This window comes from Streptococcus cristatus (assembly GCF_003943535.1).
Taxonomy (GTDB): domain Bacteria; phylum Bacillota; class Bacilli; order Lactobacillales; family Streptococcaceae; genus Streptococcus; species Streptococcus cristatus_L.
The window spans coordinates 525,191-539,459 of record NZ_RJPU01000001.1 but is presented as its reverse complement, the minus strand read 5'-3'; the positions used below and the strand labels follow the sequence as shown (position 1 = coordinate 539,459).

The window sequence follows — 14,269 nt, the reverse complement described above, 5'->3', positions numbered from 1 at the left end:
CCCTATTTGACTAAGTCGATGAAATTTTTGATGGACGACAAGCCATCCGGCGTGCCAATACTTTCTGGATGATACTGAAAACCATAAATGGGCAAGCTCTTATGCTGGATAGCCATGATCGAGTTGTCATCAACTGCCCGAGCCGTCACTTCAAAGTCCTTTGGCATCTCCTCAATCAAAATCGAATGATAGCGCATAACTGGCTGCCCATCCTCTATCCCTTGATAAATAGAAGATTTTCTCTCAAAGCGCAGAATACTTTGCTTTCCGTGCATGACTTTGGGAGCCAAGCCTAGCTTTCCGCCAAATACTTCTGCAATGGCTTGGTGCCCCAAGCAAATTCCCAAAATCGGCTTCTTACCAGCAAAATCGCGGATAAGCTCTTCCATCCGTCCTGCATCTGCTGGCCAGCCTGGACCTGGAGACAGCACCAAAGCATCAGCTTCTTCTGCCGCTTGATAAAGGCCTGCATCATCATTTCGCAAAACCTTAACTTCTGCGAAATTGCCGATATATTGGGCTAGATTGTAAGTAAAAGAATCATAATTATCAATCAATAAAATCATTGCATCTCTCCTATCTTGGTCATTGATTTGGCTTTGTTGATGGTTTCTTGGTATTCATTAGTAGGGATCGAGTCATAAACAATACCCGCTCCAGCTTGAACATAAGCTCTGCCATTTTTCAAAATCATAGTGCGTATAGCAATGGCAAAATCCATATCCCCTGTCGCAGACAGATAGCCGATAGCCCCTGCATAAACGCCACGCTTTTCCTGCTCCAGCTCATAAATCCGTTTCATGGCTCGAATCTTAGGCGCGCCCGAGACGGTACCGGCCGGCAGGGTGGACTTGAGCGCATCCATGGCTGTCAGTTGGGGCAGAAGCTGACCACGGACCACGCTGGTCAGATGCATGACATAGCGGAAATACTCCACTTCCATGTACTTAGTGACTTCCACGCTGTTATTCTGGGCAATTTTACCAATATCATTACGCCCCAAATCAACTAACATGCGGTGTTCCGCCACTTCCTTCTCGTCAGCCAGTAACTCATCTGCCAAGGCTTTATCCTCTCTCTCATCCTTCCCACGCGGTCTGGTCCCAGCAATAGGATTGGTCGTAACCTGCCCCTGCTTGACTGACACCAGACTTTCCGGGCTGGCTCCGATAATCTGATAATCTCCAAAATCATAAAAGTAGAGATAGTTGGAAGGATTGGTCACGCGCAGATTGCGATAGTAATCCAGTGTCCTACCAGAATATTCTGCTGAAAACCGCTGACTGAGCACACATTGGAACATATCTCCCTGCCGAATCAAGCTACGCGCTTCTTCCACCATTTTTTCAAAAGTTGTCTGCTCGATATGACTCTGGAAGTTCAAACTGGACAGTTCCAGCGGTGAAAATTCATCTGCCGCCGGCTGCGCCAGCTCAGCCATGATACGCTCCAGACTGGTAGCCAAATCAGCTTCGCTTCTATCACTGTAAAGGGCCTCCTCAAGGATATAGACCTTGTCTTTTTTATGGTCAAAAACCATGTAACTCTCATAGACGAAAAAGTGCATATCCGGCGTTCCAATCACATCTGCTGGAATCTGGCCAATCTCCTCATAGAGGGAAATCATATCATAGCCAACAAAACCGATGGCTCCACCGCCAAAAGGCAGGTCTGAATGATGATCTTTTTTTACTGCCAACTCGTGCAGATAGTCCAATGGATCTGCCTCAATTACTTGCCCGTTCTTTGTTAACTGGCCATTTTCATAGCGAACTTCAAAGACTGGATTATAAGCTAGGATAGAAAAGCGGGCTGTCTCGCTATCTCTCGGAATACTTTCCAAAATCACCTTGTGGTCGCCCTGAATCCGCATATAAGCCAGAATCGGCGATAAAATATCAGCTGGTAAAATCTTTTGCATAATTTTTCTTTCTATTTAATCAGAAGCGTTTAAGGAGGAACAATTTGCTAGCTATGATCGTATTTCACAAGAACAGATAGCACCTGTCCACTGTCATAACCTGCTCCAAAACTACAGAAAAAAGCCCACACAGTTCATCCTGTGAGGGCGTGTCATCGCGGTGCCACCTCAGTTATGGAGTTTTCAGGCTCCACATCTCATTTGTTATTGTAGTCATTTAAGTTGCTTTTGGTACAAGGAAGCATACCGGCTCATGGAAAAGTATGCTAACAAAACTATAAAAGATCAACTAAAGGACAAAATATTGTCTCCAACAGCCCATTTCATAACTTCTCCTGCCTGTTTACAGCAACCACAGACTCTCTGAAAGGAGAGATGTTACTACTCTTCTGCTGGGTATTTTATTTTCGTTTTTCTAGATAGTCGGCAATGGCTGCCACATCCTTGTCTCCACGACCAGATACATTGATAATGATGATTTGGTCAGATGACAATTGCGGAGCTCGCTTGATGGCTTCAGCAATGGCGTGAGAGCTTTCAATCGCTGGCAAAATTCCTTCCTTTTGTGTCAAGAGAAGCAAGGCATCCACAGCTTCATCATCTGTCGCTGCTACGTATTCTACTCGTCCGGAATCTTTAAAGAAAGCATGTTCAGGACCAACTCCAGGATAGTCCAAGCCTGCCGAAATGGAGTAAACCGGTGCCACCTGACCATCTTCTGCAAAGACAGCGTAAGTCTTCATACCGTCCACTACTCCGACGCTTCCCTTGGTCATGGTCGCCGCATGCTGGTCTGTATCAAGGCCCCGTCCAGCCGCTTCAACACCAACCAGCTTGACTTCTTCATCCGCCACATACTGAGAGAAAGCACCGATAGCATTGGAACCACCACCTACACAGGCAATAACATAGTCCGGCAAGCGACCTTCCTTGTCCAAAATCTGACGGCGAGATTCTTCACTGATCACCTTTTGGAACTCATGGACAATCGTCGGATAAGGGTGAGGTCCGACAGCCGAACCCAAAACATAGAAGGCTTCCAAATCACTCATCCAAGCTCCAAAGGCCGCATCTACAGCATCCTTGAGGGTTTTAGTCCCTGTTTCCACAGCGTGAACAGTCGCGCCCATCATTTCCATGCGGAAAACATTGAGGCGCTGGCGTTCTACATCCTCTGCACCCATGTAAACATCGCACTTCATACCAAACTTAGCTGCTGCTGCCGCAGTTGCCACACCATGCTGGCTAGCTCCAGTTTCAGCGATGACTCGGGTCTTGCCCATCCGCTTAGCTAGAAGAATCTGCCCCAAAACATTATTAAGCTTATGGGAGCCCAGATGATTGAGGTCTTCCCGCTTCAGATAAATCTTAGCTCCGCCCAGATGCTGAGTCAGACTTTCTGCGTAATAGAGCGGAGTCTCCCGGCCTGAATAATCCGCCAAATAATGTCGGTATTCATTTAAAAATTCTGGATCATCCTTATACTTCTCAAAAGTCGCTTCCAATTCATCCAGCAAGGCTTGGATAGGCTCCGGTACAAAGGAGCCGCCGAATTGTCCAAAATATCCTTTAGTTTCTGCCATCTTGATTTCCTCTTTTCTTTATTTTCAAGCAAAACAAAAGCCCTCACACAGAAAAAATCTGTGTGAGGGCGTAAAATCGCGGTGCCACCTCAATTATGGAGCAAAGTATAGACTGCCTCCATATCTCTGTCTTGTCTAACAACAAGCTGCACTGTAAGGTGTGCTCACCGAATTTTTATTGCTTCAAATTCATTTTTTGCATCAGCCCACTTCATAATCCTCCACTACCTGTTTCCACCAACCACAGGCTCCCTGAAAGTAGAAAAAATTATTACTTTTCTGATGATTTATTTTATTATAGGCCTTTCTCTTTTTCTTGTCAAGAAAAAATTTAATTTTTTCTTCTAAATCCGAACTTTTTCTTCACTCATCAGCCTTGAAAACGTCGTCTTGACGATTTTTCCAGATTTTCTGACCAAGCTGAAATGCCCGCCAAGCCAGATAACCACCCAAAGTATTGGTCCAGAGATCATCAATCTCAAAGACTCGATTGGCATTGATAAGAAGGTCCAGCAGAATCTGAGTCACTTCGATAGACAGACTCATCCCAAAGCTCAGCCAGACAACCTTCTTGGTCTTCCGCAATTTTGGAAAGAGGCAAAGCAATTGAAAGATTAAGGGCGATAGCAGAAAGATATTGGCTAGATTTTGGATAAAGACCTTGACCAGCTGGATCCAAGAAGTAATCTCACCAATATTGACAAAGGAATTAAACGGGACTAGCAAAACTACTATTCGGCCAAAATACTGGACTCCCGGCGTCTCCATTCCCGGCTCTGGAACTTGAGGAATAAAGCACAGGATGCAAAGCATCAAGAAATAGAGTCCGCATCCTCCTACTAGCAATTTCCGGCCCCGAGCCGTCAGCTCACCATCTGAAGTCAAATAATTCTTAAGGCTGAACATTTTCAACAAGTGCTTTCTCACGATCTCGCTTCATAGTATTAGAACGCAACTGGCCGCAGGCTGCATCAATATCTGTACCATGTTCCTGACGAACCACACAGTTGACTCCGTTTTTCTTGAGGGTATCGTAGAAGGCCATCACACGCTCTTTGGGACTGCGGCTGTATTGGTCGTGCTCGCTTACTGGGTTGTAAGGAATGAGATTGACATAAGATAGCTTCTTGATGTTTTTCAGCAATTCTGCCAATTCCTTGGCCTGCTCTACCCCGTCATTGACTTCATTGAGCATAATGTACTCAAAGGTCACCCGACGGTTGGTGGTCTCGATATAGTATTCAATGGCCGCAAAGAGCTTCTCAATCGGAAAGGCACGGTTGATTTTCATGATACTAGAACGCAGTTCATTGTTGGGTGCGTGCAGTGAAACAGCCAGATTGACCTGCACGCCTTCATTGGCAAAGTCACGGATCTTATGAGCCAGCCCTGAAGTTGAAACCGTGATATGGCGGGCACCGATGGCCAGACCTTTATCATCATTAACCGTCCGTACAAACTTCAAGACATTCTTATAATTATCGAAAGGCTCGCCGATTCCCATAACCACGATGTGGCTGACCCGCTCATCCTGACCACGCTCGTCAAAATACTTCTGAACCAGCATAATCTGAGCTACAATCTCACCATTATTAAGGTCACGTTGCTTTTTAATCAAACCAGAGGCACAGAAGGTACAGCCGATATTGCAGCCGACCTGGGTGGTCACACAGACAGAAAGTCCGTAGTGCTGGCGCATGAGCACCGTCTCAATCAGCATGCCATCTGGCAGCTCAAAAAGGTACTTGACCGTACCATCAGCAGACTCTTGGACGATACGCTGTTTAAGCGGATTGACAACAAACTGTTCATTTAGTTTGGCAATCAAATCTTTAGATAGATTAGTCATCTCTTCAAAAGACTGAACCCGTTTGCGATAGAGCCACTCCCAAATCTGGCTAGCACGGAATTTCTTTTCTCCCTGAGCTTCCGCCCATTCAATCATTTCTTCTCGTGTTAAGCTATAAATCGATGGTTTCATGTTTCTCCTTTATTTCTGACGAATGACAAAATGGCGCTGCGATTGGCCAGATGCCGCTTGCTTTGCCTGTTTGCCTTGTTTCTGTTGTTTGTTCTTGTTTGTCTTTGGATGATGTTTTTTCTGCTCATCCTTCGTTTTTTTAGAGCCACGTTCCCTAGAAATTTCTGGATGTTTTTTACTGTCCGATTTTCTCTTATGGTGGGATTTTTTGTCAAAGGCGGCCCGTCTTGGCTGAGCATTTTCCAAAACAAAATAGGCACAGCCGTAATTACAATACTCTAGCAGATAGTCTTGCAAACGGCTGATTTTCTCCGCATTTTCCTTGGCTTTCTCATCCCGATAAAAACCGCGCAATCGCAACTGTTCATTGCCCCAGTCTCCGACAATATAGTCAAATTTGTTCAGAATTTCTGAAAAGCGCTGGTGAAAGGCCGTCAAATCAAAGGCCTCTTTATAATTCTCCACCAATTCAAACTCGAATTTTTCTGCAATTATCTTGCTGCCCAATTGCTTAAATTCTGGGCCGGGGAATTTATTGTAATTATACAACTCAGGTGAAATCTCTTTACGCATACCTATCCTTTGTCATTCATCTATCTTACTTCATATTATTTTATCACAAAACAAGGGGAATTTATATTTTTTCAGAAGAAAAAGATCTTTCTGTAAAAAGTCAGACGATTTAATAAAAAATACCTTTCGTTCGTCTCTAAAAGACAAAAATCTTAGCCGAAACTAAGATTTTTTGGTTTTTTCTAAATAATCAATCGCGTCCTGAAGAGTCTTAACCGGTACGATTTTCATATCCGTTTTAATTTCCTTGGCTGCTTCAAGCGCCGTTTCATAGTTGGTCTTGGCTTTGGGATTAGCCTTTTTTTCTTCCTCGCTGACAGGATTATCCGGAGCAAAGAAGATTGTCGCTCCGATCTTGGCAGCAGAGACGACTTTTTTGTCAATCCCACCAATATCTCCAACCTTGCCTTCTCTGTCAATGCTGCCCGTTCCCGCAATCACGCGGCCGTCTCGTAGGTCTGGATTAGCCAGCTGAGTATAAATGGCTAGGCTAAACATGAGACCAGCACTGGGACCACCGATGCCTTCGGTCGAAAATTCAATCGGAACACTGCTGTTGACTTCCGTGCGGTCAATCAAACTAATGCCAATTCCATTTTTGCCATTTTCCAGCTTGATGATTTTTCCCGTCGCCGTCTTGGTTTTTCCATCTTCTTCGTAGGTCACTTTGACACTATCGCCCAAGGCCTGAGAATTGACATATTTGACCAAATCTTCCGAGCTTTCAAAGGTCTTGTCATTGACTCCCGTCACCGTATCCGCAATATTCAAAATTCCTTTAAAGGTCGAATTTGGAGCTACTTTTAGAACATAGACACCCAGATAGTTCATCTTGATGTCTTTTCCTGCAGCTTTGAGACCTTGGTATTTGGCCATATTCTGCGACGTTTCCATATAAAATTGGTTAATGCGCATATACTCAGCATCACTCGAGCCACCCGTCATATCCTGAGCTGAATAAATATCCGTAAAAGGCGTCAGCCAAGCGTAGACCAGGTGAGCAAAGGTCGCATGCTGGATCCCAACAGTCACAAAATTGTAGGAACCTGCTGCCTGGTCCTCTTTTCCATCCACAGTCAGAACCTTTCGAATGTCTTCTGCACCTCCAGGCACCTCAATATAGTAAGGCAATGGAACAATGAAAGAGAATAGGAAGAGCACAAGCACGATAATAGAGGCCACTCCAGCACAACCAACTACTGTTAAACCACGTTTATTTTCCTTTGTCATCTTTTTCGGATTTATCATGTCATTATTCATCTTTTTTCTCTAACTCCTCAATCACACTTGCTGGCACATAGGCAGAGAGATCCTGCTGAAAAGCGATCAATTCCCGCATCGCTGAAGAACTGATATATCGGTAAGCCGGCTGACTCAGCAGAAATATGGTCTCCAAATCAGGTGCCAATTCCTTATTAAAAAAATGCAGGCCAGCTTCATAGTCTAAGTCCCGACCGTTGCGTAGACCTCGGACAAGAGCAGTCACACCCAGCCTTTTTGCCACATCAACCGCCAATTCATCATGGGAAGTGATGACTTCCACATTTTCCAAATGCGCCAAAGCCGCTAGAACCATCCTTTTTTTCGCATGGATGCTAAAAAATCCTGCTTTGTGAGGATTGTAGAAGATTCCCACATACAAGCGATCAAACAACCGACTGGCACGCTCAATCAAGTCCACATGTCCATTAGTAATGGGATCAAATGACCCAGTAAAGAGCCCGATTTTATCTGACATAGACCGTCACCTTTGAAATTCCATATATTTTTTGCTTCCAGATACCCAAGTCTGCGATTTCTTCTGGCAGATCAACCGACTTATCCGTCTCGCAAACAACCATAATATCCTCGCTCAAGAGCTTGCGTTCCGCCATTTTCTCAATATCCGCAATAATCTGCTCCTTGGCATAGGGCGGATCCAGCAAAACTAGATCAAACGGACCAGTCAACTGCTCCAGCGCCCGACTTGACTCCATCTTGAGCAGCTCAAAGCGTGCTACTTCCTTGGTCATGGCAATATTTTCTGCCACAACGGCTTGCGCCCGCCGATCTTTTTCAACCAAAACAGCCGACTCCATGCCGCGAGACACCGCCTCAATTCCCAGACTACCACTGCCTGCATACAGATCCAGCACCCGACCGCCATCAAAATAAGGCCCAATCATATTAAAAATCGCGCCCTTGACCTTGTCTGTCGTAGGTCGCGTTGTCTTGCCATCTAATGTCTTGAGGGGTCTGCCCCCGTACTTCCCTGAAACAACTCTCATAAGAAACATTATAACAAAAATATTGAAAAGCTGATAGTAATTGCTAAGGCTGGACTTTATTCTCTAGCAAAAAAAAACGGAAACAAGGCTATTTCCGTTCAACGTCTGTTTTAGAGTCATTTCGCCGAAGACTAAAATGATCCGGCACTGGATCGTCCCCTTCCTCGGACCAAGGATGGCAGCGACCAATTCTTGCCAAGCCCATCAGCACCCCCTTGGCTCCGTGTTTTTCAATGGCTTCAATCATGTAATTGGAACAAGTTGGCCGAAAACGGCAAGAAGGCGGAAAGGCAGGGGAAATAAAGCGCTGGTAAAAACGAACCGGCGCTATCAATAGTTTCTTAATCATTTTTTCTTAGTTTTGGTCACAGCCAAGTTATGCAACTGGCTGACTTCTTTTTTAATCAATCGGCGTGCCTCACCCGGCTTGAGTCCCGTCAAGTCCAGATGTCCAAACTGAGTCCGTGAAAGCTTGTCCACTGGCAGCCCCACCGCTTCAAACATCTTCTTGACCTGATGGTTACGTCCTTCGTGGATGGTCAACTGAACAACCGAGCGATTCTTCACGGGATCGACCTTAAGAATCTCATAAACCGCTGGCTTGGTTTTCTTGCTCTCAATGACCAGACCGCGAGTCAACGGACGCAGAACTTCCTTATTGGCTACACCCTTGACACGCGCCACATAGACCTTGTCAATTTCATTTCGCGGGTGAATCATTTCATCCGTGAAATCACCATCATTGGTCAAAATCAAAGCGCCAGAAGTATCCCAGTCCAGTCGGCCAACGGGATAAATCCGCTCCTTGACCTGCGGCAGCAAATCAACGACTGTCTTACGCCCTTTGTCATCGGTCACACTAGAAATCACCCCGCGCGGTTTATTGAGCAGGTAGTAGACCTTTTCTTCATTGTAAATAGGCTGGCCTTCCACTTCTACTCGGTCACCAGACTTAATGGTGGTCGCTAGCTCACGCACCACCTGACCATTTACGGTCACCAGCCCCTGCTTGATCAATTCCTCAGCCTTTCTCCGGCTGGCAATTCCAGCATGGGCAATGTATTTATTGATTCTCATCGATATTGTCCTTTCACAAGATACAAAGACCATTTTCACAACTTTAACAGCTGGAAAAATGGCAAATAGGGAAAGCAAAGCCTCCCTCAAAGCTTGGAATCGTTCAAAAAACGGTCCCTTATAGGGTGAACTTGTCACTCTCCGAAAAGCTGACTTTCCTCAGCAATGAGCTCCTCTTCATCAACAATAGGTAATTCGTCCAAATGATTGATGCCCATATAGTCCAAAAAATAATCCGTCGTCACATAGAGATTGGGACGGCCGATGACTTCCTTCTTGCCATCTTCCCGAATCAGCTCAAAGGCTAATAACTTCGAAATCGCTCCGCTGGAATTGACCCCACGAATATCATCGATTTCCACCCTTGTTATGGGTTGCTTGTAAGCAATGATCGACAAGGTTTCCAGTGCAGCACGGGATAAGCTCTGGTTAATCGGTGCCCGCGAATACTCTCGTAAAATCTCAGCAAATTCAGGCTTGGTGACCAACTTAAAGGTCTTTGACGTTTCCAGCAAGGTCAAGCTGGAGTCAGGATTTGCCTGATAGTTCTCCGCCAATTTTTCCAAACTCTGGATGACACCAGTCGGCGGCAAGGAAAGGATTTCTGATAGCTGATGAACTTTCAGACCGTCTTCCCCCGCCACAAAAAGCAGGGCTTCAATCTCTGCTAATTTACTCATTCTTTCTTCCTACTAAATAAATATTTCCAAAGTTTTCCTCCTGAATGACCTGCACTTCCTGCACTTTGACTAACTCCAAGGTTGCCAAAAAGAGCGTAATCACTTCATTCATGTCTTTGGTTTCTGCGAAAATATCCTGCAGGGCAAGACGTTTTTGAGCCTGACAGCGTTGGCGCACCACATCCATCATGTCCTCGATCTTGTACTCATCTCGCACAATGGTCGTATGACTCTTGGAAAATTCCTCCTGCTTCTTGGTCATCACCTTGGAAAAAGCTAAATAGAGATCAACAGCTGTCTTGTCGTGCAAAAGTTCAGCGTCTTCATAGACCAGTTCCATCTTGGGTTTGGAGTAGTAAAGAGCCCGGTCCTCATGCTGAAGGGACATTTTCTGCCCCAGCAGCTTAAACTTCCGATATTCCTCAATCTGACTCAGCAAATCCTGCTCCAGATCGTCCTCCAAATCCACCTGATCCACCACCTTGGGGAGGAGCTTACGACTCTTGATCAGCATGAGCTGGCTGGCCATGACCATGTATTCTCCCGTTACTTCCAGCCGCATAGCCTGCAAGGTGGCCACATAAGCCAGATATTGCTCGATGACCTCGGTAATGGGCACATCGTAAATATCCACCTGATACTTGGATACGAGGTGGAGCAACAGATCCAGCGGCCCCTCAAAATCTTTTAACTTGATATCCATTTTTATCTGTATTTTTCTAATGTAATGACTGTCTTCAAGCCCAGATCACGAGCAATATCATAGATGCCGACACCCTTTTCCCGCTGACGCAGGATAAATTGCTCTCGCAGGCTTTGGGCTGACAAGCTAGCCTGCCCCTGCTCAATCAAGAAAGCTTCTAGCTGGCGAAAGCCCCATTGGCGTGAATAGGACTTGCCATTCTTTTCAAATAAATACGTCCCTGTCAAATAAGCGCCCAACTCACTCGTCAGACTTTCAGGGATTTTAATAATCCGCTTCTGCCCGGCCTTCTCAATCCGCAAAACCTGAAAATCAAGATTGACATCTTCAACCTTGACCTGCAGGATTTCACTTGGCAAGAGACCCATTTCCAAAATCAAGAGCGCTATCAGCCGGCCTTGTGGTACCGTAGAAGCTTCCCAAAAGGCTGACAAGTCCATCAGCTCGCTTCCCAGTTCCTTGGAAATAGTGACTTTTGGCAGGGTCAAGCGGTGAAATTCCCCAATCATCTTATTCTCATAGAGATAGTAGAGAAATTGATTGACCGCTGAGAGCTTCCGCTTCTGGACAGCTGCCTTGAAATCCTTGATAGAGGCTTGATAAATCCGCAAATTGGTTTCCGTCACCTTGCTGTGGATTTCATTGACAAATTGCTCCAGATCATAGGAATAGGCTAATTTTGAATTTTCAGAGATATTTTTTTGTTCTAAAAAAGAAGTGATATGTTCTTTCATTTTTTGGAAATCTCATACTGACTCGTGAAGGTATGCATCAACGAGTTAACAGCTTTTAAAATCGACTTTCTAGTAATGATACCATAAAAATGTTGTTCTTTATCCACAACAGGCAGGAAAGACTCATCCACCAGCTTGTGCAAAACGTCCGCAATCTTGTAATCTGGCTCGACAGTCAGACCGTCCTTTCGTGTCATGTGGACAATATCCATAGACATAAACTCTTCTTCTGGCAGCTCATGTTGCATCCGATAAGCCATGATGTCCGTCAGAGAAATGGTGCCAACGAACTTTTTCTCCGCAGTCACCACTGGAATGCGCGAATAAGTCATCTGGCTAAGCAAAAGAATAGCATGATCCACATTGTGCGTGTCAATCATGACCGCTAGATTCTCCCCAGGTGTCAAAAAAGTGTCTTCATGCTGCAGCAGATAATCTTCAAATTCCTTAGCAATCATCGGGAAAACTCCTTGGACAAGCTTGGATAGAGTTCATGATTTCGCGTATAGAAATCAATTTTAAAGCGATCATCGTCAATCTCTACCTTAGCGTAGAGGCGTTCGTTGATTGAGCCACGAGGTTGGCTAATGGATCCCGGATTGAGAAAGAGAGTCTTCCCTTGCATCCAAGCATCTGGAACATGCAAATGGCCATAGAGACAAATATCTGCCCCTACTTCTTGAGCCCAGAGATCCAGCTTTTGGAAGCTAAAGTTGATATTGAAAAGGTGCCCGTGGGTCTGGGCAATAATGGTCCCATCCAAATCTGTCACCAGCCGCTCTGGATAACCAGGATAAAAGTCCATATTACCCGCTACGACATGAATCCCTTCCCAGACTTCATCCTCAAAAGGTAATTCTGAGTCTCCATTATGGAAAATAGCATCGACTTTTCCTAGATAATGATCTTTTATTTCTTCGACAATGGCACGGTCCCCATGGGAATCGCTCATTACGATGATTGTTTGCTTTGCCATGCTGGAAATACCTCCATTAATTTTTGCACCGCTTGCGCACGATGGGACTGGGCATTTTTCTCTTCGATTGTCAGCTCAGCTGACGTTTTTCCTGTCTCTCCGACTAAGAACAAAGGATCATAGCCAAAGCCATTTTCGCCTTTTGGCTCATGGGCAATGTAGCCCGACCAATCCGCTTCGACCACCAAGGATTCCTTATCTGGACTTGCGACCACTAGAGTCGTGTGGAAATGAGCAGAGCGGTCTTTAATATCAAAGACCATGGCCAATTCGTGCAGAAGCTTGATATTATTTTCAGCATCCGTCGCACCAACACCAGCAAAGCGAGCGGACCAGACACCTGGTAAGCCGCCCAAGACATCCACTTGCAGGCCTGAATCATCTGCCAAAACCATTTTGCCAGTCAACTGGCTGATCGTTTCAGCCTTGAGGCGGGCATTTTCTTCAAAGGTCATGCCTGTTTCAGCCACTTCTGGCAAATCAGGATAGTCATTCAGATTTTCCACCTCATAGCCCAACTTTCCGAAAAGCTTACGAAACTCTGCTGTCTTGCCCTCGTTTCGAGTCGCAATCAAGAGGGTATCCTTGACATCTTTTGCTCCCAGAAAGGCTTGTAAATCCACACCAGTTTGTGGCAGATGGACATAGAGCAATTTGCGCCCTTCAACCAAAAGAAGGGCTCCCTGTCGCTGCAACAATTCCAACTTTCGGTCCATTTCCTGATTTAAAATATCCAGCAAGAAGGTCAAAAAGCGAAAGGCTGAGCCGTAGCGAATGACCGTGATATTTAAGGGCAGGCCTAGCTCTTCTGCCGCCAAAATACTCTCTAGGCGGTCTAAAATATCAGAAGCTTCAGCTGATACCTGCTCAAATTCACTGTAAGAGGCACTTTGTCCCCATTCAGCTACATACCAGTCAGAGGTATCTTTGTATTCATAAATGTTCTTTGTCATAAGGTCACATGCTCCACATTGACTTTCAGATTCAGCCAGTTTTCTGCGATTTCCGCAAATCTCTTAGCATTGGCTGTAGTATAAAAACGATGGTTCAGTTCGTGCTTCTCGCGGCTACGATTGATTTCGAAATAATTGAGCAGGACAGAAATATCCCGTACACACTCGGCCCCGCTGTCAATCAGCTTAACGCTTGGTCCCATCATATTTTGAATAATCGGCCGGAGCAAAGGGTAGTGGGTACAGCCCAAGACAAGGGTGTCCACCTTGCCCGCCAAAGGATGGAGGGTCTCATAGACCACCTTTTTAGTCAAGCTAGACTGGAGCTCATTTGACTCCACCAGCGGGACAAACTTAGGGCAAGCCAGACTCTGCACTTCCATATCAGGAGAGAGAGCCTCAATCTTTTTTCGATAAATATCGGACTGAACCGTCATAGGAGTCCCGATGACCCCAATCTTGCCACCAGTCGTAGATTTGATGGCAGCGCTAGCTCCGGGCAAAATCACACCGAGGACAGGAATGTCCAACTTAGCCTTGACTTCCTCCCAGACAACAGCTGTAGCAGTATTGCAGGCAATAACAATCATCTTGACATCTTTGGTTAGGAGAAAATTGACCAACTGCCAAGTATAGTCTCGAATCTGCTCCGCTGGCCTAGGACCATATGGAGCCCGAGCCGAATCACCTATATAAACCACTTCCTCGTGGGGGAGTTGCCGCATTAATTCACGGACAACAGTCAGACCGCCCACCCCAGAGTCTAAAAATCCAATCGGTCGGTTATCCATACAGTCTTCTTTCTAAAACAAGGGATTGGA

Annotated in this window: 18 protein-coding genes and 1 other annotated feature; all 18 genes read right to left on the bottom strand. The window is 45.5% G+C overall.

What is annotated here, in order from left to right:
• Positions 1–2: 2 nt before the first annotated feature.
• The 18 genes from D8790_RS02960 to racE all read right to left on the bottom strand — a co-directional run bounded on the left by D8790_RS02960 (position 3) and on the right by racE (position 14,239).
• Positions 3–566: an aminodeoxychorismate/anthranilate synthase component II gene (locus tag D8790_RS02960; protein WP_125387517.1), complete on the bottom strand. Its 564-nt coding sequence runs from the start codon at positions 564–566 to the stop codon at positions 3–5.
• Positions 563–1,921 carry an anthranilate synthase component I gene (gene trpE / locus D8790_RS02955; protein WP_125387516.1) on the bottom strand — a complete coding sequence of 453 codons (1,359 nt, stop codon included), beginning with the start codon at positions 1,919–1,921 and terminating at the stop codon, positions 563–565. Before trpE ends, D8790_RS02960 begins: the two co-directional genes overlap by 4 nt.
• 401 nt (positions 1,922–2,322) lie before the next feature.
• Entirely contained in the window at positions 2,323–3,504 is a 1,182-nt protein-coding gene (gene trpB / locus D8790_RS02950) for a tryptophan synthase subunit beta (protein ID WP_125387515.1), read from the bottom strand.
• A 61-nt stretch (positions 3,505–3,565) separates the two neighbouring features.
• Positions 3,566–3,795 (bottom strand) — a binding site (T-box leader).
• Positions 3,796–3,867: 72 nt separating this feature from the next.
• Entirely contained in the window at positions 3,868–4,410 is a 543-nt protein-coding gene (locus D8790_RS02945) for a VanZ family protein (protein ID WP_125387514.1), read from the bottom strand.
• Positions 4,397–5,485: a dual-specificity RNA methyltransferase RlmN gene (rlmN, locus tag D8790_RS02940; protein ID WP_125387513.1), complete on the bottom strand. Its 1,089-nt coding sequence runs from the start codon at positions 5,483–5,485 to the stop codon at positions 4,397–4,399. The genes D8790_RS02945 and rlmN overlap by 14 nt, the downstream gene beginning before the upstream one ends.
• Before the next feature lie 9 nt (positions 5,486–5,494).
• A complete protein-coding gene (locus D8790_RS02935; protein WP_125387512.1) occupies positions 5,495–6,058 on the bottom strand; it encodes a YutD family protein in 564 nt (187 codons plus the stop codon).
• Between the two features lie 162 nt (positions 6,059–6,220).
• Positions 6,221–7,288 carry a SepM family pheromone-processing serine protease gene (locus D8790_RS02930; RefSeq protein ID WP_037586341.1) on the bottom strand — a complete coding sequence of 356 codons (1,068 nt, stop codon included), beginning with the start codon at positions 7,286–7,288 and terminating at the stop codon, positions 6,221–6,223.
• Between the two features lie 22 nt (positions 7,289–7,310).
• Entirely contained in the window at positions 7,311–7,796 is a 486-nt protein-coding gene (gene coaD / locus D8790_RS02925) for a pantetheine-phosphate adenylyltransferase (RefSeq protein ID WP_125387511.1), read from the bottom strand.
• The gene (rsmD, locus tag D8790_RS02920; protein WP_125387510.1) at positions 7,786–8,325 is read right to left on the bottom strand and encodes a 16S rRNA (guanine(966)-N(2))-methyltransferase RsmD; all 540 of its coding nucleotides are present in this window, start codon (positions 8,323–8,325) and stop codon (positions 7,786–7,788) included. The genes coaD and rsmD overlap by 11 nt, the downstream gene beginning before the upstream one ends.
• An 88-nt stretch (positions 8,326–8,413) precedes the next feature.
• On the bottom strand, positions 8,414–8,674 hold the full coding sequence (yidD, locus tag D8790_RS02915; protein ID WP_185761896.1) for a membrane protein insertion efficiency factor YidD: 261 nt from the start codon (positions 8,672–8,674) through the stop codon (positions 8,414–8,416).
• A complete protein-coding gene (locus tag D8790_RS02910; RefSeq protein WP_125387509.1) occupies positions 8,671–9,402 on the bottom strand; it encodes a pseudouridine synthase in 732 nt (243 codons plus the stop codon). Before D8790_RS02910 ends, yidD begins: the two co-directional genes overlap by 4 nt.
• Before the next feature lie 134 nt (positions 9,403–9,536).
• Positions 9,537–10,082: an SMC-Scp complex subunit ScpB gene (gene scpB / locus D8790_RS02905; RefSeq protein WP_125387508.1), complete on the bottom strand. Its 546-nt coding sequence runs from the start codon at positions 10,080–10,082 to the stop codon at positions 9,537–9,539.
• Positions 10,075–10,785 (bottom strand): segregation/condensation protein A, encoded by a 711-nt coding sequence (locus tag D8790_RS02900; protein WP_125387507.1) that lies wholly within the window; start codon positions 10,783–10,785, stop codon positions 10,075–10,077. Before D8790_RS02900 ends, scpB begins: the two co-directional genes overlap by 8 nt.
• A gap of 2 nt (positions 10,786–10,787) precedes the next feature.
• Positions 10,788–11,519, bottom strand: coding sequence for a site-specific tyrosine recombinase XerD (xerD, locus tag D8790_RS02895; RefSeq protein ID WP_125387506.1), 732 nt, complete (start codon positions 11,517–11,519; stop codon positions 10,788–10,790).
• A complete protein-coding gene (cbpB, locus tag D8790_RS02890; RefSeq protein ID WP_125387505.1) occupies positions 11,516–11,977 on the bottom strand; it encodes a cyclic-di-AMP-binding protein CbpB in 462 nt (153 codons plus the stop codon). The genes xerD and cbpB overlap by 4 nt, the downstream gene beginning before the upstream one ends.
• The gene (locus D8790_RS02885) at positions 11,974–12,495 is read right to left on the bottom strand and encodes a metallophosphoesterase (RefSeq protein WP_125387504.1); all 522 of its coding nucleotides are present in this window, start codon (positions 12,493–12,495) and stop codon (positions 11,974–11,976) included. The genes cbpB and D8790_RS02885 overlap by 4 nt, the downstream gene beginning before the upstream one ends.
• Positions 12,471–13,448, bottom strand: coding sequence for a nucleoside-triphosphate diphosphatase (locus tag D8790_RS02880; protein WP_125387503.1), 978 nt, complete (start codon positions 13,446–13,448; stop codon positions 12,471–12,473). The genes D8790_RS02885 and D8790_RS02880 overlap by 25 nt, the downstream gene beginning before the upstream one ends.
• Positions 13,445–14,239, bottom strand: a complete 795-nt coding sequence (gene racE, locus D8790_RS02875) for a glutamate racemase (protein ID WP_125387502.1) — start codon at positions 14,237–14,239, stop codon at positions 13,445–13,447. The genes D8790_RS02880 and racE overlap by 4 nt, the downstream gene beginning before the upstream one ends.
• Positions 14,240–14,269: the final 30 nt, after the last annotated feature.

Bases quoted from the DNA above. Each gene is read 5' to 3' on its own strand.
- D8790_RS02960 (WP_125387517.1), bottom strand. From the start codon at position 566: ATGATTTTATTGATTGATAATTATGATTCTTTTACTTACAATCTAGCC.
- trpE (WP_125387516.1), bottom strand. From the start codon at position 1,921: ATGCAAAAGATTTTACCAGCTGATATTTTATCGCCGATTCTGGCTTAT.
- trpB (WP_125387515.1), bottom strand. From the start codon at position 3,504: ATGGCAGAAACTAAAGGATATTTTGGACAATTCGGCGGCTCCTTTGTA.
- D8790_RS02945 (WP_125387514.1), bottom strand. From the start codon at position 4,410: ATGTTCAGCCTTAAGAATTATTTGACTTCAGATGGTGAGCTGACGGCT.
- rlmN (WP_125387513.1), bottom strand. From the start codon at position 5,485: ATGAAACCATCGATTTATAGCTTAACACGAGAAGAAATGATTGAATGG.
- D8790_RS02935 (WP_125387512.1), bottom strand. From the start codon at position 6,058: ATGCGTAAAGAGATTTCACCTGAGTTGTATAATTACAATAAATTCCCC.
- D8790_RS02930 (WP_037586341.1), bottom strand. From the start codon at position 7,288: ATGACAAAGGAAAATAAACGTGGTTTAACAGTAGTTGGTTGTGCTGGA.
- coaD (WP_125387511.1), bottom strand. From the start codon at position 7,796: ATGTCAGATAAAATCGGGCTCTTTACTGGGTCATTTGATCCCATTACT.
- rsmD (WP_125387510.1), bottom strand. From the start codon at position 8,325: ATGAGAGTTGTTTCAGGGAAGTACGGGGGCAGACCCCTCAAGACATTA.
- yidD (WP_185761896.1), bottom strand. From the start codon at position 8,674: ATGATTAAGAAACTATTGATAGCGCCGGTTCGTTTTTACCAGCGCTTT.
- D8790_RS02910 (WP_125387509.1), bottom strand. From the start codon at position 9,402: ATGAGAATCAATAAATACATTGCCCATGCTGGAATTGCCAGCCGGAGA.
- scpB (WP_125387508.1), bottom strand. From the start codon at position 10,082: ATGAGTAAATTAGCAGAGATTGAAGCCCTGCTTTTTGTGGCGGGGGAA.
- D8790_RS02900 (WP_125387507.1), bottom strand. From the start codon at position 10,785: ATGGATATCAAGTTAAAAGATTTTGAGGGGCCGCTGGATCTGTTGCTC.
- xerD (WP_125387506.1), bottom strand. From the start codon at position 11,519: ATGAAAGAACATATCACTTCTTTTTTAGAACAAAAAAATATCTCTGAA.
- cbpB (WP_125387505.1), bottom strand. From the start codon at position 11,977: ATGATTGCTAAGGAATTTGAAGATTATCTGCTGCAGCATGAAGACACT.
- D8790_RS02885 (WP_125387504.1), bottom strand. From the start codon at position 12,495: ATGGCAAAGCAAACAATCATCGTAATGAGCGATTCCCATGGGGACCGT.
- D8790_RS02880 (WP_125387503.1), bottom strand. From the start codon at position 13,448: ATGACAAAGAACATTTATGAATACAAAGATACCTCTGACTGGTATGTA.
- racE (WP_125387502.1), bottom strand. From the start codon at position 14,239: ATGGATAACCGACCGATTGGATTTTTAGACTCTGGGGTGGGCGGTCTG.